This window comes from Synechococcus sp. A15-24, assembly GCF_014280195.1.
In the GTDB taxonomy this organism is placed as follows: domain Bacteria; phylum Cyanobacteriota; class Cyanobacteriia; order PCC-6307; family Cyanobiaceae; genus Parasynechococcus.
On the sequence record NZ_CP047960.1, the window covers coordinates 1,636,406 to 1,660,675 of the forward strand.

The 24,270-nt window shown below is 62.0% G+C and carries 25 protein-coding genes and 1 pseudogene; 10 read left to right on the forward strand and 16 right to left on the reverse strand.

Going from position 1 to position 24,270, the window contains the following annotated elements; translation table 11 throughout:
* Positions 1–54 precede the first annotated feature (54 nt).
* Positions 55–1,770 carry a chaperonin GroEL gene (gene groL, locus SynA1524_RS09350; protein ID WP_186497202.1) on the forward strand — a complete coding sequence of 572 codons (1,716 nt, stop codon included), beginning with the start codon at positions 55–57 and terminating at the stop codon, positions 1,768–1,770.
* Here groL and SynA1524_RS09355 read toward each other — a convergent pair whose 3' ends face one another.
* Genes SynA1524_RS09355 through SynA1524_RS09380 form a run of 6 tightly spaced genes read right to left on the reverse strand, consistent with a single transcriptional unit; the run spans position 1,771 to position 6,682 of the window.
* Entirely contained in the window at positions 1,771–2,460 is a 690-nt protein-coding gene (locus SynA1524_RS09355; protein WP_186497204.1) for an N-acetylmannosamine-6-phosphate 2-epimerase, read from the reverse strand. It abuts the gene before it with no gap.
* Between the two features lie 6 nt (positions 2,461–2,466).
* Entirely contained in the window at positions 2,467–2,862 is a 396-nt protein-coding gene (locus SynA1524_RS09360; protein ID WP_186497206.1) for a hypothetical protein, read from the reverse strand.
* A gap of 3 nt (positions 2,863–2,865) precedes the next feature.
* Entirely contained in the window at positions 2,866–3,714 is an 849-nt protein-coding gene (locus tag SynA1524_RS09365; RefSeq protein ID WP_186497208.1) for an ABC transporter permease, read from the reverse strand.
* 15 nt (positions 3,715–3,729) lie between these two features.
* A complete protein-coding gene (locus SynA1524_RS09370) occupies positions 3,730–4,743 on the reverse strand; it encodes an ABC transporter ATP-binding protein (protein ID WP_186497216.1) in 1,014 nt (337 codons plus the stop codon).
* Positions 4,744–4,779: 36 nt separating this feature from the next.
* Complete coding sequence (locus SynA1524_RS09375) at positions 4,780–5,760, reverse strand: heme o synthase (protein ID WP_186497218.1); 981 nt, start codon at positions 5,758–5,760, stop codon at positions 4,780–4,782.
* The gene (locus SynA1524_RS09380) at positions 5,753–6,682 is read right to left on the reverse strand and encodes a COX15/CtaA family protein (protein WP_186497220.1); all 930 of its coding nucleotides are present in this window, start codon (positions 6,680–6,682) and stop codon (positions 5,753–5,755) included. Before SynA1524_RS09380 ends, SynA1524_RS09375 begins: the two co-directional genes overlap by 8 nt.
* A gap of 198 nt (positions 6,683–6,880) precedes the next feature.
* On the opposite strand from SynA1524_RS09380, the gene coxB reads away from it, so the two are divergent.
* Genes coxB through SynA1524_RS09400 form a run of 4 tightly spaced genes read left to right on the forward strand, consistent with a single transcriptional unit; the run spans position 6,881 to position 10,471 of the window.
* On the forward strand, positions 6,881–7,696 hold the full coding sequence (gene coxB, locus SynA1524_RS09385) for a cytochrome c oxidase subunit II (protein ID WP_186497222.1): 816 nt from the start codon (positions 6,881–6,883) through the stop codon (positions 7,694–7,696).
* Between the two features lie 4 nt (positions 7,697–7,700).
* Positions 7,701–9,371, forward strand: a complete 1,671-nt coding sequence (gene ctaD / locus SynA1524_RS09390; RefSeq protein WP_186497224.1) for a cytochrome c oxidase subunit I — start codon at positions 7,701–7,703, stop codon at positions 9,369–9,371.
* Positions 9,368–9,976, forward strand: a complete 609-nt coding sequence (locus SynA1524_RS09395) for a cytochrome c oxidase subunit 3 (protein WP_186497226.1) — start codon at positions 9,368–9,370, stop codon at positions 9,974–9,976. Before ctaD ends, SynA1524_RS09395 begins: the two co-directional genes overlap by 4 nt.
* 54 nt (positions 9,977–10,030) lie before the next feature.
* On the forward strand, positions 10,031–10,471 hold the full coding sequence (locus SynA1524_RS09400) for an AbrB family transcriptional regulator (protein WP_186497228.1): 441 nt from the start codon (positions 10,031–10,033) through the stop codon (positions 10,469–10,471).
* On the opposite strand, the gene SynA1524_RS09405 is transcribed toward SynA1524_RS09400, so the two are convergent.
* Complete coding sequence (locus SynA1524_RS09405; protein WP_186497230.1) at positions 10,417–11,070, reverse strand: riboflavin synthase; 654 nt, start codon at positions 11,068–11,070, stop codon at positions 10,417–10,419. The two genes, SynA1524_RS09400 and SynA1524_RS09405, sit on opposite strands and share 55 nt — an antisense overlap.
* A 57-nt stretch (positions 11,071–11,127) precedes the next feature.
* Here SynA1524_RS09405 and SynA1524_RS09410 point away from each other — a divergent pair, with 57 nt between their 5' ends.
* A complete protein-coding gene (locus tag SynA1524_RS09410) occupies positions 11,128–11,691 on the forward strand; it encodes a bifunctional nuclease family protein (protein ID WP_186497232.1) in 564 nt (187 codons plus the stop codon).
* A 50-nt stretch (positions 11,692–11,741) separates the two neighbouring features.
* On the forward strand, positions 11,742–12,806 hold the full coding sequence (locus SynA1524_RS09415) for an aldo/keto reductase (RefSeq protein WP_286188744.1): 1,065 nt from the start codon (positions 11,742–11,744) through the stop codon (positions 12,804–12,806).
* Here the strand turns inward: SynA1524_RS09415 and SynA1524_RS09420 are convergent.
* The 5 genes from SynA1524_RS09420 to topA are packed head-to-tail and all read right to left on the reverse strand — an operon-like array spanning position 12,795 to position 18,729.
* Positions 12,795–13,805: a type 2 periplasmic-binding domain-containing protein gene (locus tag SynA1524_RS09420; protein ID WP_286188554.1), complete on the reverse strand. Its 1,011-nt coding sequence runs from the start codon at positions 13,803–13,805 to the stop codon at positions 12,795–12,797. The genes SynA1524_RS09415 and SynA1524_RS09420 overlap by 12 nt on opposite strands.
* Positions 13,802–14,986, reverse strand: coding sequence for a nicotinate-nucleotide--dimethylbenzimidazole phosphoribosyltransferase (locus SynA1524_RS09425; RefSeq protein ID WP_186497244.1), 1,185 nt, complete (start codon positions 14,984–14,986; stop codon positions 13,802–13,804). The genes SynA1524_RS09420 and SynA1524_RS09425 overlap by 4 nt, the downstream gene beginning before the upstream one ends.
* Positions 14,964–15,617: a DUF2232 domain-containing protein gene (locus tag SynA1524_RS09430; protein ID WP_186497246.1), complete on the reverse strand. Its 654-nt coding sequence runs from the start codon at positions 15,615–15,617 to the stop codon at positions 14,964–14,966. Before SynA1524_RS09430 ends, SynA1524_RS09425 begins: the two co-directional genes overlap by 23 nt.
* A complete protein-coding gene (locus tag SynA1524_RS09435) occupies positions 15,614–16,027 on the reverse strand; it encodes a hypothetical protein (protein ID WP_186497248.1) in 414 nt (137 codons plus the stop codon). The genes SynA1524_RS09430 and SynA1524_RS09435 overlap by 4 nt, the downstream gene beginning before the upstream one ends.
* Positions 16,027–18,729 carry a type I DNA topoisomerase gene (topA, locus tag SynA1524_RS09440; protein ID WP_186497250.1) on the reverse strand — a complete coding sequence of 901 codons (2,703 nt, stop codon included), beginning with the start codon at positions 18,727–18,729 and terminating at the stop codon, positions 16,027–16,029. Before topA ends, SynA1524_RS09435 begins: the two co-directional genes overlap by 1 nt.
* 112 nt (positions 18,730–18,841) lie before the next feature.
* Here topA and SynA1524_RS09445 point away from each other — a divergent pair, with 112 nt between their 5' ends.
* From SynA1524_RS09445 to SynA1524_RS09455, 3 genes are read left to right on the forward strand one after another with little or no spacing between them, the layout of a single operon-like run.
* Positions 18,842–20,413: an NAD(P)H-quinone oxidoreductase subunit N gene (locus SynA1524_RS09445; RefSeq protein WP_186499604.1), complete on the forward strand. Its 1,572-nt coding sequence runs from the start codon at positions 18,842–18,844 to the stop codon at positions 20,411–20,413.
* Complete coding sequence (locus SynA1524_RS09450; RefSeq protein ID WP_186497252.1) at positions 20,406–21,104, forward strand: ABC transporter ATP-binding protein; 699 nt, start codon at positions 20,406–20,408, stop codon at positions 21,102–21,104. The genes SynA1524_RS09445 and SynA1524_RS09450 overlap by 8 nt, the downstream gene beginning before the upstream one ends.
* Positions 21,105–21,122: 18 nt before the next feature.
* The gene (locus SynA1524_RS09455) at positions 21,123–21,302 is read left to right on the forward strand and encodes a response regulator transcription factor (RefSeq protein ID WP_186497254.1); all 180 of its coding nucleotides are present in this window, start codon (positions 21,123–21,125) and stop codon (positions 21,300–21,302) included.
* Here the strand turns inward: SynA1524_RS09455 and SynA1524_RS09460 are convergent.
* The 4 genes and pseudogenes from SynA1524_RS09460 to trxA all read right to left on the reverse strand — a co-directional run.
* Positions 21,274–21,972 (reverse strand): annotated as a pseudogene (locus SynA1524_RS09460) (M23 family metallopeptidase); the annotation flags it as partial. The gene SynA1524_RS09455 and the pseudogene SynA1524_RS09460 sit on opposite strands and share 29 nt — an antisense overlap.
* 43 nt (positions 21,973–22,015) lie before the next feature.
* Positions 22,016–22,786 (reverse strand): biotin--[acetyl-CoA-carboxylase] ligase, encoded by a 771-nt coding sequence (locus SynA1524_RS09465; RefSeq protein ID WP_186497256.1) that lies wholly within the window; start codon positions 22,784–22,786, stop codon positions 22,016–22,018.
* Complete coding sequence (locus SynA1524_RS09470) at positions 22,783–23,961, reverse strand: aminotransferase class I/II-fold pyridoxal phosphate-dependent enzyme (protein ID WP_186497265.1); 1,179 nt, start codon at positions 23,959–23,961, stop codon at positions 22,783–22,785. The genes SynA1524_RS09465 and SynA1524_RS09470 overlap by 4 nt, the downstream gene beginning before the upstream one ends.
* On the reverse strand, positions 23,948–24,265 hold the full coding sequence (trxA, locus tag SynA1524_RS09475) for a thioredoxin (protein ID WP_011128736.1): 318 nt from the start codon (positions 24,263–24,265) through the stop codon (positions 23,948–23,950). Before trxA ends, SynA1524_RS09470 begins: the two co-directional genes overlap by 14 nt.
* Between the last annotated feature and the right edge of the window lie 5 nt (positions 24,266–24,270).

The following is a 24,270-nucleotide window of genomic DNA, read 5'->3' on the forward strand; positions in this document are numbered from 1 at the left end:
CCTGTTGAAGGTCTCAAGTGCTGTGGGACAGTGACCAACGGCGGACCCGAGATCATGGCCAAACTCCTTTCCTTCTCTGACGAATCCCGCAGCGCCCTGGAACGCGGCGTTGACGCCCTGGCTGACGCCGTCCGCGTGACCATCGGCCCGCGGGGCCGCAACGTGGTGCTCGAAAAAAAATTCGGCGCTCCCGACATCGTCAATGACGGCGACACCATCGCCCGAGAGATTGAACTGGACGATCCCTTCGAGAACCTCGGGGCCAAACTGATCCAGCAGGTGGCCTCGCGCACCAAAGACAAGGCCGGCGACGGCACCACCACGGCCACGGTGCTGGCCCAGGCGATGGTGAGGGAAGGTCTGCGCAACACCGCTGCAGGAGCCAGCCCTGTGGAGCTGCGACGTGGCATGGAAAAAGCTGTCGCCCAGGTGGTGGATGGCCTCCAGCAGCGCAGTCACCCCGTAGCTGGAGATGCCATCCGTCAGGTGGCCACCGTCAGTTCCGGTGGTGACGACGAAGTGGGACGGATGATCTCCGAAGCCATGGATCGCGTCAGCGCCGATGGGGTGATCACCGTTGAGGAGTCCAAATCCCTGAACACGGAGCTTGAGGTCACTGAAGGCATGGCCTTCGATCGCGGCTATAGCTCTCCCTATTTCGTGACCGACGCCGATCGTCAGATCTGTGAGTTCGAAAATCCGCTGATCCTGCTCACTGATCGCAAGATCAGCGCCATTGCTGACCTGGTTCCCGTGCTGGAGGCGGTGCAGAAGAGTGGTTCTCCTCTGCTCGTCCTGGCCGAGGAAGTGGAAGGCGAAGCCCTGGCGACCCTCGTGGTGAATCGCAACCGCGGCGTGCTGCAGGTGGCAGCTGTCCGTGCCCCATCCTTCGGAGAACGTCGCAAAGCGGCCCTGGCCGACATCGCCATCCTCACCGGTGGAACACTGATCAGCGAAGACCGGGCGATGACTCTGGACAAGGTCCAGCTGTCTGACCTAGGCAAAGCCCGTCGCGTCACCATCAGCAAGGAGAACACCACGATCGTGGCCACGGATGATCACCGTGCCGCCGTCACAGACCGCGTCGCAGCGATCAAGCGGGAACTCGATGTCACCGACTCCGACTATGACCGCGAGAAGCTGAACGAGCGCATCGCCAAACTCGCCGGCGGCGTTGCCGTCATTAAGGTCGGTGCCCCAACAGAAACGGAACTCAAGAACCGCAAGCTGCGGATTGAGGATGCCCTCAACGCCACGCGTGCAGCGATCGAAGAAGGCATTGTTCCCGGTGGTGGAACAACACTCCTGCAACTGGCCGATGGGTTGAGCAGCCTTGTCGAGCAGCTGGAGGGCGATCAGCGCACTGGCGTCGAGATTCTGCAGCGTGCCCTGGTGGCACCGGTGCATCACATCGCCACGAATGCCGGACACAATGGCGACGTGGTGATCGAAGCCATGCGCAATAGCGGTCATGGTTTCAATGCCCTCACGGGCACCTACGAGGATCTGATGGCCGCCGGCATTGTCGATGCCGCCAAGGTGGTGCGTCTTGCCGTTCAGGATGCTGTTTCGATCGCCTCGCTGCTGATCACCACGGAAGTGGTGATCGCTGATAAGCCTGAGCCAGAGGCTCCCCCTGCCGATGGCGGCAGTGATCCCATGGGAGGCATGGGTGGAATGGGCGGCATGGGCATGCCTGGCATGGGCGGTATGGGTGGAATGGGCGGTATGGGTGGAATGGGCGGTATGGGCATGCCCGGGATGATGTGATCAGCCCCCCATCTCCCGGCAGTAGGCCTGCACCTGCAGGTCCACGCCGGTGATGGCCGTTCCAACAACAACGTTGTCCGCGCCTGCTTCGAGGGCGGCGCGTGCTGCGGTTGGCGAGGAGATTCCCCCTTCACAGATCAAGCGAACCGACGTTTTCAGCTCCTTCCGCAGCTCCGGCAGCAGGTCCAGTGCCGGCGGTGATTCTTCAGCCGTGTCCTCGGTGTAGCCATACAGCGTGGTTCCAACCCAGTCGCAACCCAGCTCGGCAGCACGGATGCCGTTGGTGACGCTATCCACATCGGCCATCAGAGGAGCCCGCAACTCAGACCGGCAACGCTGAATCAACGCATCCAGCCGTTGTCCCTCAGGCCGATGACGCTGGGTGGCATCCAACGCGATGACATCGGCGCCAGCGGACCACACCGCTTGAACCTCTCTCCACCCCGGCGTGATGTAGACGGAACTGTCTGGGAACGTGCATTTCCACAGTCCAATGATCAGCGCATCAGGGCACCGCCGCCGCACGGCCCCGATGTGCTCAGGACTCTCCAAACGCACCCCTAGAGCACCACAGCGCAGTGACGCCTCCGCCATTGCGGCGATGACCTGAGGATCGCGCATCGGAGACCCTTGGGGGGCCTGCACCGAAACGATCAGTCCCTGTTCAAGCCGCTCGTTGGTTGGGATCATCAGCGATCAGGAGGCCTTAGGGACGCTGTCATCGCCCGACACCAGCCATCTCCGCAGAGATCGTGGTGTGCTCAGCGGGGGAGCCGTCACCTCCTGGAGCTCATCAGCCGGATCGTCAACGGACATCGTCGGCTCATCCAGTGCTCGGCTCACCTCGCTGAATGATTGCCGCAGATCACTCGAGACCCGCTCGAATGCCCCCGGCTGGTCGGCACCAGACTCGGCCTCTTCAACCGGATCAACGCGTGAGAACTCCGGCAGCGTGTCCACACCGAACCGATGCACCCATTGGCTGCGCAAAAGCAGCAATCGCTTCTGATCATCGGCGGCGTGGGCGGCGTTCAGTTGGCCGGCGAGGACGTTCTGACGCTGAGACGGAGGCTGAAACGGAGAGGTGAGCACGGGTCAGGACAGCTTGCGGTTGAGCAGAGGGCGGATCAGAAGGAAGAGTCCAACGGTGAGAGCAACAAGGATGCCGAGACAGCCGAAACCGGTCACATCGCCGAAGGGGGCCTCCAAAAGAACCAGCGAAAGATCCAGTGGACCGCGATAAGCGGCGCGAATGGGTTCTATCGCGAAGGTAAGGGGATTCAGGGCCGCAAGCCAGCCCAGCCAGGAGGGCATGAAAGACAGCGGAGCCAAGGCTGTGCTGGCGAACAACAGCGGCAGGTTGGCCACGAAGATCACAGCAATCAGCTCGATGTGTCCCGGCAGTGCGAAGGCCAGACCGAGGCTGAGGGCGGTGACGGCAAACACCAGCAGCAGCAGGGTCACCAGCACCAACACAAGGCCGGCCCCGCCCGGCCAGCCATACCCCAGCGCTGCAGCCGTCAACATGATGGCCAGGCTCTGCAGAAGGCTGAGGGCAGTGATGTAGATCACTGAAGCCAGCACGATCGAACTTCGACTGCGCAAGGGCGCCACAAGGAGCCGATTAAGGAAACCGAACTCACGGTCGAACATCACCGGCAATCCGGCATTCAAGGCGCCGCTGAATGCGGTGAAGACAATCACGCCAGCGCCGAGGAATCTTCCGTAGCTCATGCCCCCAGGAAGCAGGCCCTCCGGTGCATTGGCAAACAGGGCGCCGAACAGGATCAACCAGATCAACGGTTGAAGGATGCCGGCGATCAGGGTGGAGGGACGACGCAGCAACTGAAGGAACAGCCGGCGCGTCAACGCCACTGTTTCCTGTGTGAGCTCCGACAGAGCACCGGAGTCGTCTGCGAGGGAAGGGGAGGTTGGAGAGATCATGAGCGAATGGCGGACTCAACGCATGGATTGGCGCTTTTCCTGTTTGAGATCGCGCTGACCGGCAAGGGCCAGCTCCGCATCCATCAGGGTCCGGCCCGTCGCTTGAAGGTAGACGTCATCAAGGCTGGGACGGCTTTGGGCAAGGGCAAACACCGGCACTCCCTGATGGTCAAGGCATTGGCGAACACTGTTGATCACAGCTTCCCCATCGATCACCAGGTTGAGCGAAAACCCCTGAGCACGGTTCACCACCACCTGACGGACCCCGTCCAGGGGCCGCAGCAGTGCGCTCACACGGTCCGCTTCTGCGGCATCACTGAACTCCCGCACCCGCAGCGTCACACGGTCGCCCCCAAGCTGCTGTTTCAACCCATCCGGGGTGCCTTCTGCGATCACCCGTCCGGAATCGATGATCGCCATTCGATCCGCGAGGGCCTCGACCTCCTCGAGGTAGTGACTGCTGAGCAGCACGCTGGTGCCCTGACTGACCAGCTGGCGTAGCAGGTCCCAGATGGCCGATCGGCTTTCGATATCCAGGCCCACGGTGGGCTCATCCAGCACCAGAAGGCGTGGCCGATGCAACAGACCCGCCGCCAGATCCAAGCGGCGCCGCATTCCTCCGGAATAGGTGCCGCAGCGTCGATCCACCCAATCCCCCATGGCCAACAGCTCGATCAGATCAGACATCCGCTGATCACGATCGGCGCGTTGCAGGTGATAAAGATCACCCTGCAGCTGGAGAAGTTCACGCCCGGTGAGGATTTTGTCGATGGCCACCTCCTGAGCCACGTATCCGAGATGCCGCCGCACAGCTCTGGGATGCTTCAGAGCATCAATGCCAGCCACCTCAACAGACCCCGCATCGGGTTCCAGCAACGTGGCCAAGATGCGAAGTGCTGATGTTTTCCCCGCACCATTCGGGCCCAGGAGGCCATACAAACAGGCTTCAGGCACCTCAAGGTTGAGGTCCTCAAGTGCCACAACAGAGCCGTAGGCCTTGTGCAGGTGCCGAAGTTCAATCAGTGGCATCGCACAGCCAACCCAGAAACGGAATCTAAGAACCGATCAAACGATCGGCAGATGCTGCAGACCAAACATCACCTGCTGATCAAAGTTCGAGGCGAGATCAGTGCGACTGAGGATCAGCAACAGACAGATGCCGAACAGGTAAAGGATCGACCAGCGAAACAGTCCCTTGGCAGCCGTCAGGCTGTCGGGATCCATCGACAGGCGCTGCACCATCTGAATCAGTCGTCCGTTGAAGGGAAGCAGCATCAACCCGTAGAAGACACCACCCGTTGGCAGGGCCAGGACACCAAACCCGCTCAGCAGCACCGTGGCCCAGCCGTAGCGACGGATCGCACGGGCCGTAACCACGGGTCCCTTCACCACTGGCAACATCGGGATGCCGACAGCTCGGTAGTCCTCACGCAGCAACAGGGCCAGCGCCCAGAAATGAGCGGGTGTCCAGACCATCACGAGAGCGAACAGCCACCAGCCCCCCAATCCCACGTGGCCGGTCGCCGCAGCAGCTCCCACCAGTGGAGGGATCGCCCCTGCAACACCACCGATGACGATGTTCTGCGTTGTCCGAGGTTTAAGCAGAGCGGTGTAAAGCAACACATAGCTGCAGAGCCCAAGCAGAGACAGACCAGCCGCCAGGCAGTTCACACCGCTCACCAGCAGCATCGCCGCCGCCAGGGTGCAGGCGATGGCGCCGATGAAGGCACTCGTCGGGGAGAGACGTCCAGATGGCAGGGCTCGGCCGCTGGTGCGCGCCATGCGGCCATCAAGATCCTGTTCCCATAAACAGTTCAGAACTCCCGCCGCTGCGGAGGCCAGGGCACCGCCGCCAAGGGTGCAGACCAGACGGGGAGACGACAGGGGCCATCCCTCGGTGAGAGCCATGCCGCCAAGGGTGGTGGCCAGAAGCAGTGGGATCAGCCTTGGCTTGGCCACTTCAAGCCAAGGGGGAAGCTTGACCCGTTTTCTTGAGGGAACGACCTGATCGCGGGTGGGCAGGGCAGCGGAAATGGCTTCAGCCATGACAGGGCTCCAGAGAGGAGTCGTCGAGGACGACAGGACAGGGGACGGCAGCAACAAACGCGGGGCAGCGCACCAGCAGCGCCGCCAGAACACCCACCAGCAGCGCCGCCACCAGCTGATGGGCCACCGTGACCAGGGGCTGATCCAGCCCGAGTCGGAGCGTGGTGATACCGAGGCTCACCTGGGTCGCCACCAGCAGCACCGCTGAGAGCAGCAGGGGCCACTGACGGCGGCTCCACCCACCGGCCAGCAAAGCCAACACCACGAAAAGCAGAACCAGAGCTGCGACAGGAGTTGCAGCGGAGCGATGCCAGACCAGCCAGCGACAGGCCTCACCGCCGGCAAGGCAGCGCTGGGCAGCCCATGAGGTGGCCATGCGCGCACCGAGGAGGCACTGGCTCACCACCCCAACGAGAGCAAGGGCTGACAAAGGACGCCACCACCAGGGGGGCTGACCCTCGCCGGATTGCAGCAGACGCTGCGTCAGTCCGCTGAGCAGTGCCACAAGCGTCAGGGCCAGAGCCAGGTGAGCCGTGACGACTCCTGAAGGGAGCAGCTGCAGCACCGTCAAAGCCCCGAGGCCACCCTGCAGAACAACCAGCAGCACCAACAATCCGCTCATCCAGGGGAGCCAACGCGGCAGAGATCGCCTCCAGACGACGGAGACGACGGACATCACCACCAGAGCGATGCCGATGACGAAGGCGTCAAGGCGATGAAACCACTCCAGGAACACCTGTAGGTTCATCTGACGCCCAGGCAGGAACGTCCCATAGCAAAGGGGCCAATCCGGACAGGCCAGACCCGCCTCCATGACGCGGGTTGCACCTCCGATCACCACAAGCGCGATTACAGCGACAACGAGGTGAGCCGTTAGGCGCCCAAGACGACGTCGCATCGGAGTCGTGGCAGAAAGCATCATCGACCGTCCATCTCAAGACCCTGCGAAGGCCTGCTCGGAACGTAGCGATGTCTTTTTGAACGTCACCTTGTGTGGACATCTACAACACCATCAACCTCCCGAAGGTGCACCTTTGCTGACACAACCAGCGCCTTAACAAACAATCCATGGAGAAGCTGAACTGGCTGCATACGCTAAGACGAGTTGGGGATTGGAGCCATGCAGATCCCATCAGCCATCGTCACTCTGGTGATCGGAATGCTCCTCGCCTTGGGAGGGCTTTGGATCGGCCAGAACATCAATCTTCTGCCGATTGATGCCAGTTTGAACGCACCGATCTACGACGAGCTCTTTCAGGTTCTGTTCACAATCGGAACAATCCTGTTTGTGGGCATCGTTGGGCTTCTTGTTTATAGCTTGATCCGTTTTCGTCGACGAAGTGGTCAGCTCGGAGACGGAATTGCTATCGAAGGCAATCTCCCCCTAGAGATTTTCTGGACAGCCGTTCCGGCGGTTGTTGTGCTGTTCGTTGGCCTCTACAGCTACGACATCTACGACCGCATGGGCGGGATGGTGCCGCTGGCTCACGACCACATGGCTGTGGCCGGTGAAGAGCGCATCTGGGGAGGCATCAGCTCCGGCTCAACGCTAACGGACAACACATCAGCAACGGCACTGCCCATTGATGTGACCGCAATGCAGTTTGCCTTTCTCTTTCATTACCCAGAGGGAGACATCACCGCTGGAGAGCTGCACGTACCAGCCAATCGGCCAGTGACCCTCCACATGGAGGCAAAGGATGTGATTCATGCCTTCTGGGTTCCTGAGTTCCGTCTCAAGCAGGACGTGATTCCTGGGCAACCGACCCAACTCAGCTTCACGGCCACGCGACCCGGTCGTTATCCGATCGTCTGCGCAGAGCTCTGTGGCCCGTATCACGGAGGCATGCGCTCCACCGTGGTTGTTGACGAACCGGACGAATGGGATGCCTGGTTTAGCAGCAACGCCAAAACGGAAGACACCACCACAACCTGATCCGATGACCGTTGCAATCCCACCTCAGACCAGCTCATCCAGCCCAAGGCTTCAACCCACTGGCTGGCTTCGCTATTTCAGCTTCAGCGTCGATCACAAGGTGATCGGCCTGCAATACCTGGTCTGCGGCTTTCTCTTCTACCTGATCGGAGGAGCCCTCGCCGGGGCGATTCGTACGGAACTGGCCAGTCCGGTCTCGGACTTCATGGCCAGGGACGTTTACAACCAGGTCCTCACCCTGCACGGGACCGTGATGATCTTTCTGTGGATCGTGCCGGTGGTGAATGGCGCCTTCGGCAACTATTTGATTCCCTTTTATGTGGGTGCCCGGGACATGGCATTCCCACGACTCAATGCGGTGGCGTTCTGGCTGATTCCCCCAGCGGGGCTGATGCTGATAACCAGCTATTTCCTCACTGGCGCTGCGCAGTCCGGCTGGACTGCCTATCCCCCGTTGAGCATCACCACTCCTGCCACAGGTCAGATCATCTGGATTCTGAGTGTGCTTCTACTGGGGGGAAGTTCCATCTTTGGCGGCATTAATTTCATCGCGACGATTCTCAAACTGCGTCGCCCGGGGCTGAAGTTGATGCAATTGCCGATGTACTGCTGGGCGATGCTGGGTACCAGCATTTTGGTGGTTCTTTCAACCCCTGTGCTGGCGGGGACACTGGTATTGCTCAGTTTCGACATCGTGGCCCACACCGGCTTTTTCAACCCGACACTGGGGGGCAACGTTGTCGTTTATCAACACCTGTTCTGGTTTTATTCCCACCCGGCGGTTTACATCATGGTGCTGCCGGCCTTCGGCCTGGTGAGTGAAATCCTCCCCGTTCACGCCCGCAAGCCCCTGTTCGGCTACGTGACGATGGTCTATTCGATCATGGCCATCGTGGTGCTCGGCCTCGTCGTCTGGGCCCACCACATGTTCACCAGCGGCACACCGCCTTGGATGCGGTTGTTCTTCACCATCGCGACCGCCTTCATCGCCGTACCGACGGGGATCAAATTCTTCAACTGGCTAGCCACCCTCTGGGGCGGTCGCATCACCCTGAACAGCGCCATGCTGTTTTCCTGCGGGTTCATCGTCAATTTTGTGCTGGGGGGGATCACCGGTGTGGCACTGGCTCAGGTGCCTTTCGACATTCATGTGCATGACACCTACTTTGTGGTGGCCCATTTCCACTACATCGTCTTCGGTGGGTCGGTGTTCGTGATCTTCGCCTCGGTTTACCACTGGTATCCAAAGTTCACGGGCCGCATGCTCGATGAAGACCTGGGGCGGCTCCACTGCGCCCTCACCTTCATCGGCTTCAACCTCTGCTTTGGTCCGCAGCACTGGCTCGGGCTGAATGGCATGCCACGTCGCGTCGCCGAATACGACCCGCAGTTCACCTTGATCAATCAGATCAGTTCCGTCGGGGCCTTGCTGATGGCCATCAGCACGCTGCCATTCCTCTGGAACGTTGTTCAGAGCGCCCTCAGCGGCAAACCTGCCGGAGACAACCCCTGGAATGCCCTGACACCGGAATGGCTCACCAGCTCACCACCACCGGTGGAGAACTGGATCGGAGACGCGCCTCTCGTGGAGGAGCCCTACGGCTACGGCGTTCCCATGGATCAACTTGACCTGACCGCCACCAGCGGTCGCGACCTCTGGAGCAGCGGCAAATGACCTCGACACTCCCCGTTCAGCCGGAGAGCTCCCATGCCATCGACTCCCACGGGCTTGAGGAACACGCTGACCACCGCATGTTCGGCCTGGCCACCTTTCTCGTCGCTGATGCGATGACCTTTGCCGGGTTTTTTGCGGCCTATCTCACCTTCAAGGCCGTCAATCCTCTTCCTGAGGGAGCCATCTATGAGCTGGAGCTGCCGCTGCCCATCCTCAACACCGTGTTGTTGCTGGTGAGCAGTGCCACATTTCACAAGGCCGGGCAGGCCATCCGCCAGAACCTGCAAGGCCGTTGCCGCAACTGGCTGCTGGTGACGGCAGGGTTGGGGCTCGCCTTTTTGGTGAGTCAGATGGTCGAGTACTTCACCCTCCCCTTTGGCCTGACAGACAACCTGTACGCAAGCACCTTCTTCGCCGCCACGGGCTTCCACGGATTGCACGTCACCCTGGGCGCTCTGATGATCTTGATTGTCTGGTGGCAGGCTCGCGCTGACGTTGGTCGTGTGACGGCTGCGGATCACTTCCCCCTCGAAGCGGCCGAGCTGTACTGGCACTTCGTGGATGGAATCTGGGTCATTCTGTTCGTCATCCTTTATTTGCTCTGATCGCTTGTCAGGGCTGGGATGCATGGCCACAATTCAGTTGAATTGATCGCGACAATGCTGGTCGGCGAAGAACTGCTGAACAAGGCCAGATCGCTCAGCAATCGGCCGGAGGATGACATCGCCAGAGGTTGCGGTTACGTCGGCCCCAGTGGTCGATTGCTGAAAAAGAGCTTCTACAGAGCACTGGTCGAAGCCAAGGCCGAAGCTCAGGGTTGGCAGCTTCCCCGCAGCACAACCAACAGCGGTGGGGGTGGCAGTCGCGGTCGGCAGGCCGAGTTCCGCACCCGTGTGCATGGGAACGGCAATCTGCTGATCGGACACGCCTACACCCGCAGGCTCGGTCTTGAGCCTGGCCAGGAATTCCGGATCGAGCTGAACCGCGACTCCGGGTCTATCTCCTTGAGCCCTCTCGACGAGAGCGCGATGGAGAGCACTCCTGATCAGGTCCAGCCGTTTTCAGAAAGCCAGGCTTCTGACATGGCCGGTGTGGAGTGATGGTTGTCCTGTCCATCGGCCACGAGTAACCGCTCGGCGTAACGCGCCAGTTGATCGGCCTCCAGGTTCACCTGATCTCCCACAGCCAGCCGGCTCAAGGTGGTGACACTCCAGGTGTGGGGGATCACCGCCAGCTCGAACGTCACGCCATCGTCTGAACATGAGGCCACGGTGAGGCTGATGCCGTCCACCGCAATGCTGGCTTTTTCGCAGACGTAGCGCCCGAAGCGAGGTTCACTCCAGCGCAGCCCCAGCCGCCAGGACTGCGGCAGCTCGACCACAGCCATCACCTCGCCCACAGCATCGATGTGGCCACTCACCAGATGCCCTCCGAGGCGGTCACTGAGCCGCAAAGCAGGCTCCAGGTTCACGGCACCACCCCGTTCCGCCTTGCGTCCCAGCGTGGTGCGCTCCAGAGTCTCCTCACTGACATCCGCACGAAACCCATCCCCGACACACTCGGCAACCGTGAGGCAAACCCCATCCACGGCAACGCTGTCCCCCAGGTTCAAGGGGCCGAAGGGCCCAGCGCCCTCAACCAGGAGACCGTTCCCCCGGCGCTGAATCCGACCCATTGCCTGTACCAACCCTGTGAACATGGCTGAGCGCCCGATCGGTTCCCACTGGTCATAATCGGATAGTGCTGCAGCGCCGCCATGGTGGAGATGAGCGTTGCCGGAATTGCTCTGGATGCGGCAAGCCGGACGCCGATCGTTCTGCTAAGGGATCCCAGTGGTCGCCGCCAGGTTCCGATCTGGATCGACCAGAGCCAGGCCCACAACATCATGGCCGGGCTGCAAGGGGCGGAACCACCGCGACCCCTCAGCCACGACCTCATGGCGGCTCTGCTGGTGGCCGGCGGTCTCGAACTGGAACGCGTGATCGTGCATGCCATCGAAGACAGCACCTTTCATGCGGTCCTGAAGCTCAGACAAACCGATCCATTGGAGCAGGCGGATGAAGGCGACGTGATCCTCCATGACGTTGATGCACGCCCGAGTGATGCCATCGCCCTTGCGGTTCGGACCGGCAGCGGCATCTGGATGCTGGAGGAGGTGGTGGCGGAAGCCTCCATTGCCGTGGATGCCGAAGCGGACGCCCGAGATCAGAGCGACTTCAACCGTTTCGTCGACGACCTCAGTCCCGCCGCACTGGTGAAACACCTGCGCAACCGCGGTGAAGGGGAGGATCCAGAACAGACAGATCCTGATCGGGGGTGAGACGTCCATTCGGTGCCGGACGACCGGTCAGCCTGTTCACCCTCGGGACCATGCGCGCCCTGGGCTCGCTCGAACAGATGCACGAGGTGGTGCAGGCAGCGGTCCTCGCCGGCATCAACCATCTCGAGACAGCACCCGCCTACGGCCCGGCAGAAGATTTTCTAGGGCAAGCACTGCAGCAAGGAGAACGACAGCCCGAGGGGGGCTGGGTGGTCACCAGCAAACTGCTGCCGGGATTGACCCTGCGTGAGGGGAAGCATCAGCTGCTGAAGATCCTGGAGCGTCTTGGCTGCGGCAGCCTCGACAACCTGGCCATCCATGGCATCAACCGCCCTGACCACCTCGACTGGGCCCTGCATGGGGATGGCAAGGACTTGCTGGACTGGGTCCAGGGGGAGGGCCATGCCGCTCAGGTGGGATTCAGCAGCCATGGCAGCCAAGCACTGATTGCCGCGGCCATCAGCAGTGGGCGATTTCAGTTCTGCAGCCTGCATCTGCATCTGCTGGATCCACAGCGACTGCCGTTGGCCCATCAGGCCCTTGAGCAAGGCATGGGGGTCCTGGCGATTTCTCCGGCTGACAAGGGGGGACGCCTGCAAGCACCAAGTCCGACCCTGATCAGCGACTGTGCGCCATTCTCCCCATTGCAGTTGGCCACCCGCTTCCTGCTGGCCCAGGGGATCTCCACCCTCAGTGTCGGTGCGGCCCAGGCCTCTGACCTGGAGCTCGCCGCTGCGCTGCAGAGCAGTGATTCCCCCCTCTCTCCTGAGGAAGAATCCAGCCTGCAACGGCTGGACGACTATCGCCGTGAGCGTGTCGGCGCCGATCTCTGCGGGCAGTGCCAGGCCTGTCTGCCCTGTCCGAACGAGGTGCCAATCCCAGAGCTGCTGCGGTTACGCAATCTGGCCATCGGCCATGACCTGATCCCCTTCTGCCAGGAGCGTTACAACCTCATCGGGCGAGCGGGCCACTGGTGGGAAACCGTTGATGCCAGCGCCTGCCAGCAGTGTGGGGACTGCCTGCCCCGCTGTCCTCACCAACTCACGATTCCAGACTTGCTGGCTGACACCCACCGTCGACTGCAGGCCTCTCCACGCCGACGGTTATGGGGTTGAAGCACGCCAACGCTCTCCCAGCTGCAACCGCTCCGGTTCTGTTAGCGGCGGCAGTGACCAACAGCGTTCCCAAAGCGATGCAGGCGGTAGCAGCAGCTCACGCCATGGGTTGGGCAGGTCTTGGCGATCCAGCTCGATCGCATCGGCCTCAAGCGGGGCACGCCAGCCGTTGACCAGAAGGGTTCGGCGCAGGGGAGATGTCCAGGCCGCCTCCACCCAGTTCTGAGGCAGCGGCTCGCGGGTTCCCTTGGGCCGCACCAACAGCGTCCAATGCAGAGGTGCTCCTTGATCGGGCAGCACGGCCGTCAGGCGTGGATCGCGCCGCAACAGGGCCATGCAGCGCTGCAGGGGCAACACCACAACCCGTGCCTTGTCCTTGAGCAACCAGTTGGTGGCACGCCGGTCGTCCATGGTCAGCAGCTGCTGGCGCAGGCGTTGCAGGGCTGCATCACCCCCGCAACGGTCGGCGAGGTCCATCACCCAACGGGGACTGGCGGGAAGAATCACCTGTCCGGCCAGCGACGGTTGCAGCAGCACATCCCAGCCGGCCCTGGCCGCTTCAGCCCACTCGGTGCCATTCCGGAACAGAATCACCCAGGGACTTACACCCACCGGCAGCAGCGATCCGGCGCGCTGCTCACCCTGCTGTTCCAGAAAACGGCGTGCCTGAATACCGAGTTGTTGCTGCAACGGTGGCGCTTGGATCAGCTGCCGTTGATCCGGCGGCAACGACGGCAACCACCCATCGTTGAGGGCGAGAAGATCGCCGCCACCTTGCTCCTGGTCATCGGGATCCGTGGCCTCAGACTCCTGCCAGGACCAGGTCCAGGGCGACGGCAGCTGATCCGCCCAGGCCTTGGGGATGAGTCCTCGAGCCGCACGAAGCTGGGGTGGCTGCGGGCCCTTGCGGCAGGCAGCCACCAGCCCGAGACCCGCTCCCGCCGCCAGCTGCAGCAGGCGGCGACGACTGCACTGTCCGCGAAAACCCATTGCGCTCATACCTCTGACGCTACGGCGGACGCCAGCAGCTCATCCAAGGCCCGCTCGCAACCCTCCAGCAGAGCCTCGGAGTGGTGGCCCTGCAACTGGGCCAACAGCAGCAACGCTCCAGCCCCAACCCCTTCCTTGACGAACCCGTCCTCGTAATCACGCAAGGCGGGCTGCCGGCTGGCATGGAAGCGCAATCCACTGGCCAGTCCTGCCAGGGAAACACCGAAGCGTTGGCCCACTTCATCCAGCAGACAGCCCAGGGCCGGCATGTCACTGCCACAGATCCGTTCCTGCGCCAGCCAGGCCGTTGAACCGAGCAGCACCCGATCCGCCAGGGCTTTCCGTCGCTGATCCGGCAGCGATGCCAGGGCAAGGGCCACGACAGCAGCCATCTGACTGCCTCCCCCCAGCAGCACCGGCTGCTGAGCTGACACCAGCACACCGGCGGCCACCGCCTGAAACGGATCCCCTACCGCTGCCAACACAGCCTGGGGTGACGGCCATGCCGGCAACTGCGCCCGACGCAATCCCTGCTCCACCAGGTGTCGCTTCAGCTCCTGGGGTGGCTGCCGGGCGCTGCCGCTGATCAACCCATTCACCGGCACCCCAAGGGCCGTGAGCACAGCTTGAGCTGTCGTGGTTCCTCCTGGGACACATTCCGCCAGCAGCAGTGGACGGCGCAGCTGTGCACCAAGACGCATCCCCTGGCGCCACAGCCGTTCCACTCGCTCCGGATCCATGGCCCGTCCCGTGGACAAACACCGCGCCGGCCCGGCCTGTGGGGACTCCAGACGCAGGTGGGGAAACGTGGCCTCGTGCTCCAAACCAAGCGCCGCCACAACAGGTTGCATGGGAAGGGGTTGCAGCGCCACATGGCTCAGCAGGGCGGGCGAGACACCAGCGGGGAGGGGCGGCAACGACCAACTCCGCAGCTGGCCTGGGCCCTGGAGCAGTAGGTCAGCATCCGCCAGGGCGGTGAGACGGCGGGAGGCAGCGGTGGCTCCTGCAGCGGAAATGCCCTCGCGTTCAGCTGTCCGCGTGGCCGCCAGCAGCAGCAACAGATCAAAGCTCGAATCCCGTTGGCACCATGGCTCGAGATGGGCCTGCAACTGCTGGCGGCTGCAGCGGCTGCCAACAATGGAGCAGCCCAACGGGAGGCCCTCCAGATCAGAGAGGGTCAAGGGCAACAAGTCCTTGCAGGAGCTTTGGTGGCTCTGGGATTGGCGCGTTGAGGCGGGGAAAAATCCAGTACGCCAGCGCGTGGAGTGACAGCACATAGATCACCTCTTGCACCACAACAAGGCCAAGGGCCATCAATTGCACGCTGGTGAGATCTGGGCTGATGGGTAACTGCAACAGCGCGATCAACCGCTCGAGCAAGCCGGCACCAGCTCGGGTGATCACCACCCAGAGGTTTTCTCCCACCAGGAGCGACAACACCAGCAACCGCACCAGAAATCCGATGCTGCCCAGCACCACTCCCACCGGCCAGCTCAACCACCAGCTTCGTCCCTTGCCCCAGCTCCAGCCCAACCAGAGAGCCATCAGGCCATACGGGAACAGCAGAAGAGGGCCTCTCACAGGCCCCATCAACGCTGTCATCAGCAACACCGCCAGCAACACACCCTCGGCCCCCGACCGTCCACCGCGGCGTAGTTGCAGCAAGGACAGGGGCAGCGGCAGAGCTAGCCGGAACAGCGCACCGCCAACAGGCAGGTAGTACAGCGCCAGCCAGATCAGGCCCGTGGTGGCCGCCAGATAAGCCCCTTCCACGAGACGGAGCGCCTGTGGCCGCGTCAGGTTGCGCCGCGGCTGATTCATGGCGTGATTCGCTCGATCCGTTCCACCGAGAACACCACCTCGGACTTCCGCAACGCCCGCGTGACCGCTTCCGCAGGAGCGGCTGGATCGGCCCCAGCCAAGCGGATGGTGATGCGATACGGCGCCGGGGGCTGCAGCGACTTGGACATGGGCTGCTGGACATCGATCCCATCGACCTCAGTGTCAGTGTCGGTATCGGTGTCGGGTTTGGTTGCTGCCTCCTCGTCCACCACCTGTGATCGATCGATCGGGGCGGGATCCACCACCGGAGGTTGCTCAGGGATCGGTGCCTCCGCCTCGGTGGCCGCGAGTTCAGGGGACTCGAAGCTGCGCTGCAACTCCTCAGCCACCGGCGATCCGGCACAGGCCTGCAGCAGCGCCAGTGGGAGCAGCCAAACCAGCCGGAGCATCAGCTGTCGGCGGGTTTGATCACCCGCACAGCACTAGCCCGCAGCCGTCCGCTCTTGGTGGTGGCCGGAGGTTTCTTGGCGGCGGGTTTTTTCGCAGCAGCCTTCTTGGCCGGAGCTTTTTTGGCCGCCGTGGTCTTGCGGCTGCTCTTCTTGGCAGAGGCCTTCGCCGCCAGCAGTTCCACAGCCTCCTCCAGCGTGACATCGTCCGCCCCTTTGCCTTCAGGCAGGGAGGCATTGACCTTGCCCTGCTTGACGTAGAGGCCATAGGGACCGTCGTAGACCTGAATCGTCTCCTCGCTGCCCTCGGGTTTGCCGAGATCCTTCAGCGCCGTCCGGCCGCCGCGGCCCCGTTTCGGCATGGCCAGCAGCTCTAAGGCGCGGCTGAGGCCAACCGCCAGCACATCGTCTTCACCCTTAAGAGAGCGGTAGTCCTTCTCGCCCTTGCCCATATCCCAAACCACGTAGGGCCCGAAACGTCCGAGACCAGCCTTAACCCGCCCGCCATCGGGATGTTCCCCCAACAAGCGGGGGAGTCGGAGCAGGCCGAGGGCATCCTCCAGGGTCAGATCCTCAGGTTTCTGGCCCTTGGGAAGTGAGGCCCGTTTGGGCTTTGGATTCTCATCACTGACCTGCCCGCGCTGCACATAGGGCCCGTACTGACCAAACAGGAGATACACCAAGTCGCCAGTCTCCGGGTCCTCGCCGATGGCTTCCGGGCCATCGGCCTTCTGCTTCAGGATCAGTTCCGCCTGGTCCGCATCAAGATCCGCCGGTGTGATCTCCCTGGGGAGCGTCGCTTTGATCAGCTCCTCCTCGCCGTCATCGCCGACCAGCTTGGACTCCAAGTAGGCACCGAATCGCCCGATGCGCACCGCGCAGGACAGGCCCTCGAGGTCGACGGTTCGGGAGGCTCCGGGATCGATGTCCCCTTCCCGTTGCTGCACCTGGGTTTCCAGCCCCTGATCACCTTTGAAAAACCCTTCCAGGTACGGCAACCATTCGACCTTGCCGTGGGAGATCTCATCAAGGGTGTTCTCCATCCGAGCCGTGAAGCTCGTATCCACCAGATCCGGAAAATGTTCTTCCAGCAGGGCGGTCACAGCAAAGGCTGTGAAGCTGGGGGTCAGGGCATTGCCCTGCAGCGTGGAATAACCCCGATCAACAATCGTGCCGATGATCGAGGCGTAGGTGGAGGGTCGTCCGATGCCCTCCTTCTCCAGCATCTTCACCAGGGAGGCTTCGCTGAAACGGGCTGGCGGCTGGGTCTGGTGGCCCAAAGGTTCCACCTGCTTGGGGGCAGGGGCATCACCCACGGCCAGTGCGGGCAGAAGCACCTCCTGGCCCTCCAGGGCTGCATCAGGGTCATCGCTGCCCTCGACGTAGGCACGGAAGAAGCCCGGGAAATCGATTCGCTTGCCGCTGGCTCGGAAACTGGCCTCTCCAGAGCTGAGATCGATCGAGAGCATCGTCAGCCGGGCTTCCGCCATCTGGCTGGCGACGGTGCGTTTCCAGATGAGGTCGTACACCGCCAGGTCACGGCCCTCAAGCCCGGTGTCGCCTGGTGTGCGGAAGCTCTCGCCGGAGGGGCGAATCGCCTCGTGGGCCTCCTGGGCATTGCGTGCCTTGGTGCTGAATTGCCGCGGACCCTTGCTCAGATACTCCTTGCCATAGAGGCCTTCCACACAGCTGCGGGACGCGCTGATCGCCTGATACGACAGATGAACCGAGTCGGTTCGCATGTAGGTGATGAAACCGCGTTCGTAGAGGCCCTGGGCGCAGCGCATCGTCTCCCGCGCTGAGAGGCGCAGCTTGCGATTCGCCTCCTGCTGCAGGGTGCTGGTGGTGAACGGAGGCACGGGCTTCCGCACCGTGGGCTTCTCCTCAACAGCATCCACCGACCAGGGCGCGGCCTGAACCGTCTCCGCTAGAGCACGGGCCTCCTCTTCCGACAGCAACCGCACTTCACTGCCGGCCTTGAGGCCACCGGTGCTTTCGTCGAAATCGTTACCGGTGGCGATACGTTGGCCACCCAGATGGGTCAACTTGGCCTCGAAACCACTGCCGGCATGCTCGAGCTGGGCCTTGAGATCCCAGTAACTGCCGCTGCGGAAGGCCCGCCGAGCCCGTTCCCGCTGCACCAGCAGGCGAACGGCGACCGATTGGACCCGGCCAGCGGAAAGCCCCCATGCCACCTTTTTCCAGAGCAAGGGGGAGAGGGTATACCCCACCAGACGATCCAGGATCCGACGCGTCTCCTGGGCGTGCACCAGCTCCATGTCGAGATCACGGGTCTGATCCAGCGCCTTGCCGATGGCTTCATTGGTGATCTCGTGGAAGACCATCCGCTTCACCGGAACCTTCGGCGCCAACAGCTGCAGCAGGTGCCAGCTAATGCTTTCCCCCTCGCGGTCTTCGTCGGTGGCCAGAAGCAGCTGATCCGCACCTTTCAACGCATCCTTTAGGTCACGCACCACCTTTTTCTTGTCCTTCGGCACCACGTACAAGGGCTCAAAGTCGGCTTCGGTGTTCACACCGAGATTGGCCCATTTCTGACCCTTGGCGGACGAAGGGATCTCGCTGGCGTTGTTGGGTAGATCACGCACATGGCCCATGGACGCCTCGACCTTGAACCCCTTCGGAAGGAAGCCGCGAATGGTGCGGGCCTTCGTGGGGCTTTCAACAATGACGAGGGTGTGCGCCACAGGCGGGCAAGGATCCGTGCTCCTTCTTTATCGCACCGCCAAGCGCTCTGCACGAGCAGTCCTGCTGAGCAGCGCCGCTACAGTCGCCTCAGCGCAACGGATTCAGGCCGCCATGCCCGAGATGGGTGTCTTTCTTCTCGCCGCCCAGGCCATGGCTGCTCCTGGTGAGCTTCTCAACCTGTCGCTGAATGCCACGGCGGTGCTTCCAGAGGGAGCTGTATTGCTGGCGATGATCGCCACGTTGCTCGTGGATCTAGCAGGGGAAAAGGTTGCTGCCCGCTTGGTTCCTCCCATTTGCTACGGGGGTCTCGGGACAGCGCTGTTGTTGTTGGCCTTGCAATGGAATGCCCCGGTTGAAAGCTCCTTTCTGGGGGCATTCCTCGCGGACAACCTCGCGGTGGCCTTTCGGGCGGTCATCGCTCTCTCCACCCTGCTGTCGCTGTTGATCAGCTGGCGTTACGCCGAGCAGAGCGGCACACCGGTCGGGGAATATGCCGCCATCCTGCTGGCTGCCACCCTCGGGGCCATGTTGCTCTGCGGTGCAACGGATCTGGTGAGTGTCTTCATTTCCTTAGAGACCCTCTCGGTGGCCAGCTATTTGCTGTCGGGCTACATGAAGCGCGACGCCCGCAGCTCCGAAGCAGCGCTCAAATATCTGCTTGTCGGCTCAGCCGCCGCTGCCGTTTTCCTCTACGGATCCTCCCTTCTTTATGGCCTGAGCGGCAGCACCAGCCTTGAGGCCATCGGCGTTGCCCTCCAAACCAGCACAACACCAGTAGCAGCCCTCTCTTTGGTGTTCGTGCTGGCAACCGTGGCGTTCAAGATTGCAGCCGTTCCTTTTCACCAGTGGACTCCGGATGTTTATGAAGGCTCACCCACTCCGGTGGTGGCGTTCCTCTCAGTTGGTTCAAAGGCCGCAGGCTTTGCGTTAGCCCTGCGGATCCTTGTGGGTTGTTTCGGGGCCTTTGACGGCCAGTGGAAGCTGCTGTTCACCGTTCTGGCGGTGCTCAGCATGACGCTGGGCAACGTTGTGGCACTAGCCCAGACCTCAATGAAACGGATGCTGGCTTACAGCTCGATTGGTCAGGCCGGCTTCGTGATGATCGGCATGGTCTGCGGCACCGAAGACGGTTTCGCCGCGATGGTTCTTTACATGGCCGCCTACCTGTTTATGAATCTCGGGGCCTTCGCCTGCATCATCCTGTTCTCGATCCGAACGGGCAGCGACAGGATCTCTGATTACGCCGGCCTGTATCAAAAGGATCCACTCATCACCCTCGGACTGAGCCTCTGCCTGCTGTCGCTGGGTGGCATCCCTCCCATGCTGGGTTTCTTCGGAAAGATCTACCTGTTCTTCGCCGGCTGGGCCGACCACCAATACCTTCTGGTCGTCGTCGGATTGATCACTTCAGTGGTGTCGATCTACTACTACATCTCGGTCATCAAGATGATGGTCGTGAAAGAGCCCCAGGAAGCCTCCGACATCGTCAAGGCCTACCCAGATGTGAGCTGGTCCGTGATGGGCATGCAGCCCTTGCGCGTCGCCCTGATCGGCTGCGTCGCCGTGACTGCCGTGGGTGGCATCCTCTCCAACCCCTTGTTCCAGTGGGCCAATACAGCCGTAACCAGTAGCCCATTGCTGCAGGAAGCCATCGCTCAATCCACACAACGCGGCCTTGGCTGATTCAACCTCCCAAGCTGTTGCTGAACTGAGTGGCGTCAGCAAGGTCTACGGCCAGGGTGATCTTGAAGTCAGGGCGCTGGATCAACTTGATCTCACTGTTCGCAGCGGCGATTATCTAGCGGTGATGGGGGCGAGCGGCTCCGGCAAGAGCACGGCGATGAACATCCTTGGCTGCCTGGATCGACCGACCGGTGGCCGTTACCGGCTTAATGGAATTGCCGTTGAACAGCTCGATGATGATGAGCTTGCGGACCTGCGCAACCAGTCTCTGGGATTCGTGTTCCAACAGTTCCATCTCCTTCCCCATGCCTCGGCCATGGAGAACGTGATGCTGCCGATGGTCTACGCCGGAATCCCACTGGACGAACGCAAGGAACGAGCGGCTTCAGCCCTTGATCGCGTCGGCCTGAGTCAACGTCTGGACAATCGTCCCAACCAGCTCTCCGGCGGCCAGCAGCAGCGGGTCGCTATAGCGAGAGCCATCATCAATCGCCCGAGTCTTCTCCTGGCGGACGAACCCACCGGCGCCCTCGACTCGAACACCACGGCTGAAGTGCTGGAACTGTTTGATGAATTGCACCAGCAGGGAATCACCCTGGTGATGGTGACCCATGAAGACGATGTGGCAGCCCGAGCCCATCGAATTGCCCGTTTTCAGGATGGCCGCATCGTGAATGAAGCATCACAATGACGTATCTCTGTTGCATTGATGCCGCAGTCATCTGAGGGACTGATCATTGCGGTTGTGGAGGACGATCCCCGCATCGGAGAGTTGATTCACGAGGAGATCTGTGAAGAAGGTCATTGCTGCAAGTGCTTCAGCACTGCTGAGGCCTTTCTGAACGACGTCGAACAACTCAACCCTGAAGCACCTTCTGTCCTGCTTTGACGTACAGCTCCGAGAGATGTCCGTAAAGCGTGCGGCGCCTCGGGGCACTGTGCTCCAGCTCAATGGCGATGCCATAGCCACCGGCCAGGCCACTGCTCACGACACGGCCGGAGAGGGCTGCCACCACGGGTGTGCCCTGGGGCGCGGCAAAATCCCGACCCGCATGCATCAGCCAATTGCCAAGAATCGGATGGAGCCGCCAGCCGAAGCCACTGCTGGTAATCGCCTGACCGATGACGGGAAACAGCAGCCGCGTATCTCCGTTTCCCGGATGAGGGGATGGTCGCGGCGTGACCGCAAAGAATGAATCCAAGCTGAAGCTGGCTGCAGTCCCCGCCAGCAGGGCAGACACAGGAACCGAGCTCGGGGTGGGTGCAGACCTGGAACGGGGCAAGGAACGCACCGCCACGCCGGATGCACACTCCTGACGGGACAGGGCACCCTCACGACAGGCTTTTTGATAGCGGGAGACATCGATTGGGGCCTTCGGTTGTCCGGCCTCCAGCCCTCGTCGTTCCAGCGGCGTAATCACCCGGGACCGCTCAAGCTGGTCCAATGACTGATCGGAACGACGCGGCGGTTCTGCCGTGCTGATCTGCGCGGGATCAGGCTTCAGAGGGACCGCTGGAATGCTCAGCACCCAAAACAGCGGCAACCAGCGGAGCACAATCAATCAAGGATTTGCTCAGCAAGAGTAAGCAGTCCCGGCTCGGTTAAGGCCAGCGAATCCACTCCGTTCGCTGTTGCCCACGTCGCAGGAGCAGGCCGCCGCGGGGCGACAAGCCTTCGATCGTCCAGGACGGTCCGTTGTCTGAACTGGAGACCTGATCGCTCCAGAGACGGTCCTCCACCAACTGAAGCCAGGCGGAAGATCCAGCCAGCAACTGCAGACTGCGCTCCAGCGACAGCAGCAGTTCACCCACCCAGATCTCAACGGAAGCATCAGACCTTGGCAGCAGTTCACGCAGGGCAATGGCACCGGTGGGGACAGTGTTCATGACATTCAGCCCAATACCACAGCGCACCAGCCTCAGCTGTGGCCCGCGGTGCACCAGTCGCGGCAGCACCCCCGCCAGCTTGCGCCCCTCCACCAGTAGGTCATTGGGCCACTTGATCTGAACCGGAACGCCCTGGCGCTCCAGCCGGTTGGCAAGCTCCAGGGCAACAGCAAGGCCTAGCAGACCCGCTGCCGTGGCGGACTGTCCTGGCCAGGGCATGGCGGCACTCAGCCAGACCCCACCGGTTGGCGACTGCCAGTGGCGACCGCGCTGACCAACGCCTCGCCGCTGACGGCCTGCCACGACTGCTCGGGGCCGCGCCAGATCCGATGTTTCCTGAAGCCATTCGGCAAGGCTGATCTCGGTGCTGCTGCACACCGGAAGCCAGCGCAGATTCCATGTCCCCAGGTGTTTAGTCCTGAATCGTCGATGATGCAATGCCAGCTGACGCCCTCCACAGCGGTGCGGTCGAGCCGTCCAGGTCATGGGACAGCAGCCACCAACCGTCGGGCAGCGTCCTCAAGCTCATCCGTTGGACGCACCAAAGCCATCCGCAACCAGCCCTTACCCCCTTCACCGAAACCGGAGCCCGGGGTAAGTGCGACGCCGGAGTGTTGCAGCACATGGCTGGCAAAGGTTTCATCGTCAAGCTTCCGGACGCCAGCATCAGCTGGCAATGGCAACCAGAGATACATGGCCATCCCTGGAGTGGGACAGGACCAGCCACCGCCCCGCAACACCGACAAAACGCGATCCCGACGCTCGCAATACTTGCCATGCAGGCTGCGGGGCCAATCAGCCCATCGGGTCAGGGCCTGGATCGCCCCCTGTTGCAACGCCAACGACTGGTTGAAATCCACCACGCCTTTCACCTGACGCAGGGCGGTGATCAAGGGTTCGGCGCCAATGGCGAAGGCCAGCCGAAATCCGCCAAGGCACCAGCCTTTGGACAGGGAGAAGAATTCAATACCCCAGTCATTCCAACCAGGACTTCTCAACAGCGATGGGGCCTCTCCCTCCAAGGCAAGATCCACGTAGGGATTGTCGTTGGCAATCACCAGCTGATGGCGACAACCACGGGCCATCGCCTGATCCAACAGCTCCTGGTTTCCCACCCTGGCGGTTGGGTTGTGGGGGTAACCGAGAACGAACAGCTTCAGCTGATCCCAGAGCTCAGGGCGGATGGCGTCGAAATCAGGGAGCCAGTCCTGCTCCTGAGACAGAGGCAAGCTGCAGATCGAGGCTCCTGCCAGCACAAGCCCACCGCGATGGGATGGATAAGAAGGATCGAGGAGGAGCGCATGGTCCCCCGGGTCAAGAATGGCGAGGGGGAGATGGGCTGTTCCCTCTTGGGAGCCGACCAGCAGCTGAACCTGACGTTGGGGGTCGACCTCCACCCCGAATCGGCGCTGACACCAGGCTGCCACCGCCTGTTGGAACGGTGCTGTCCCCGCTTCAAGGCAATACGCGGAACTAGCAGGGTCAGTCATTGCCGCCGCCATGCAGCGGATAATCTCGTCAGGCGGCTGTAAATCTGTCGACCCGAGGGAGAGATCGATCAGAGGTGGAAGGCCTGGTTTGTCCCGATGGGCCTGTTTCGCCCGGTCGGTGCGCGCAAAAACACCGTTACCAAGGGCCTCAAGACGCCTAGAGGTTGGCATCCAGGAATGCCTGCAGCTGAGGCTTGGCAATCGCCCCTTCATGGCGTGCGATCACTTCACCGTCGCGATAAAGGATGAGGGTGGGAATGCCCTGCACCTCGTAGGCATCGCGGGTCGATGGGTTGCCATCGACTTCCAGCTTCCCAACCGTCAAGCGCTCGCCATAGGTGTCAGCAGCCCAGTCCATCAGGGGAGCCATCAGCCGGCAGGGGCCGCACCATGGTGCCCAGAAATCAACCAGAACTGTTCCAGGTGCCTGAAGCACTTCGGAGGCAAACCCGGCGTCAGTGAAATCAGCGACCAAAGCAC

Bases quoted from the DNA above. Each gene is read 5' to 3' on its own strand.
- groL (WP_186497202.1), top strand. From the start codon at position 55: ATGGCCAAACTCCTTTCCTTCTCTGACGAATCCCGCAGCGCCCTGGAA.
- SynA1524_RS09355 (WP_186497204.1), bottom strand. From the start codon at position 2,460: ATGATCCCAACCAACGAGCGGCTTGAACAGGGACTGATCGTTTCGGTG.
- SynA1524_RS09365 (WP_186497208.1), bottom strand. From the start codon at position 3,714: ATGATCTCTCCAACCTCCCCTTCCCTCGCAGACGACTCCGGTGCTCTG.
- SynA1524_RS09370 (WP_186497216.1), bottom strand. From the start codon at position 4,743: ATGCCACTGATTGAACTTCGGCACCTGCACAAGGCCTACGGCTCTGTT.
- SynA1524_RS09375 (WP_186497218.1), bottom strand. From the start codon at position 5,760: ATGGCTGAAGCCATTTCCGCTGCCCTGCCCACCCGCGATCAGGTCGTT.
- SynA1524_RS09380 (WP_186497220.1), bottom strand. From the start codon at position 6,682: ATGATGCTTTCTGCCACGACTCCGATGCGACGTCGTCTTGGGCGCCTA.
- coxB (WP_186497222.1), top strand. From the start codon at position 6,881: ATGCAGATCCCATCAGCCATCGTCACTCTGGTGATCGGAATGCTCCTC.
- ctaD (WP_186497224.1), top strand. From the start codon at position 7,701: ATGACCGTTGCAATCCCACCTCAGACCAGCTCATCCAGCCCAAGGCTT.
- SynA1524_RS09395 (WP_186497226.1), top strand. From the start codon at position 9,368: ATGACCTCGACACTCCCCGTTCAGCCGGAGAGCTCCCATGCCATCGAC.
- SynA1524_RS09400 (WP_186497228.1), top strand. From the start codon at position 10,031: ATGCTGGTCGGCGAAGAACTGCTGAACAAGGCCAGATCGCTCAGCAAT.
- SynA1524_RS09405 (WP_186497230.1), bottom strand. From the start codon at position 11,070: ATGTTCACAGGGTTGGTACAGGCAATGGGTCGGATTCAGCGCCGGGGG.
- SynA1524_RS09410 (WP_186497232.1), top strand. From the start codon at position 11,128: ATGGTGGAGATGAGCGTTGCCGGAATTGCTCTGGATGCGGCAAGCCGG.
- SynA1524_RS09415 (WP_286188744.1), top strand. From the start codon at position 11,742: ATGCGCGCCCTGGGCTCGCTCGAACAGATGCACGAGGTGGTGCAGGCA.
- SynA1524_RS09420 (WP_286188554.1), bottom strand. From the start codon at position 13,805: ATGAGCGCAATGGGTTTTCGCGGACAGTGCAGTCGTCGCCGCCTGCTG.
- SynA1524_RS09430 (WP_186497246.1), bottom strand. From the start codon at position 15,617: ATGAATCAGCCGCGGCGCAACCTGACGCGGCCACAGGCGCTCCGTCTC.
- SynA1524_RS09435 (WP_186497248.1), bottom strand. From the start codon at position 16,027: ATGCTCCGGCTGGTTTGGCTGCTCCCACTGGCGCTGCTGCAGGCCTGT.
- SynA1524_RS09445 (WP_186499604.1), top strand. From the start codon at position 18,842: ATGCCCGAGATGGGTGTCTTTCTTCTCGCCGCCCAGGCCATGGCTGCT.
- SynA1524_RS09455 (WP_186497254.1), top strand. From the start codon at position 21,123: ATGCCGCAGTCATCTGAGGGACTGATCATTGCGGTTGTGGAGGACGAT.
- SynA1524_RS09465 (WP_186497256.1), bottom strand. From the start codon at position 22,786: ATGACCTGGACGGCTCGACCGCACCGCTGTGGAGGGCGTCAGCTGGCA.
- SynA1524_RS09470 (WP_186497265.1), bottom strand. From the start codon at position 23,961: ATGCCAACCTCTAGGCGTCTTGAGGCCCTTGGTAACGGTGTTTTTGCG.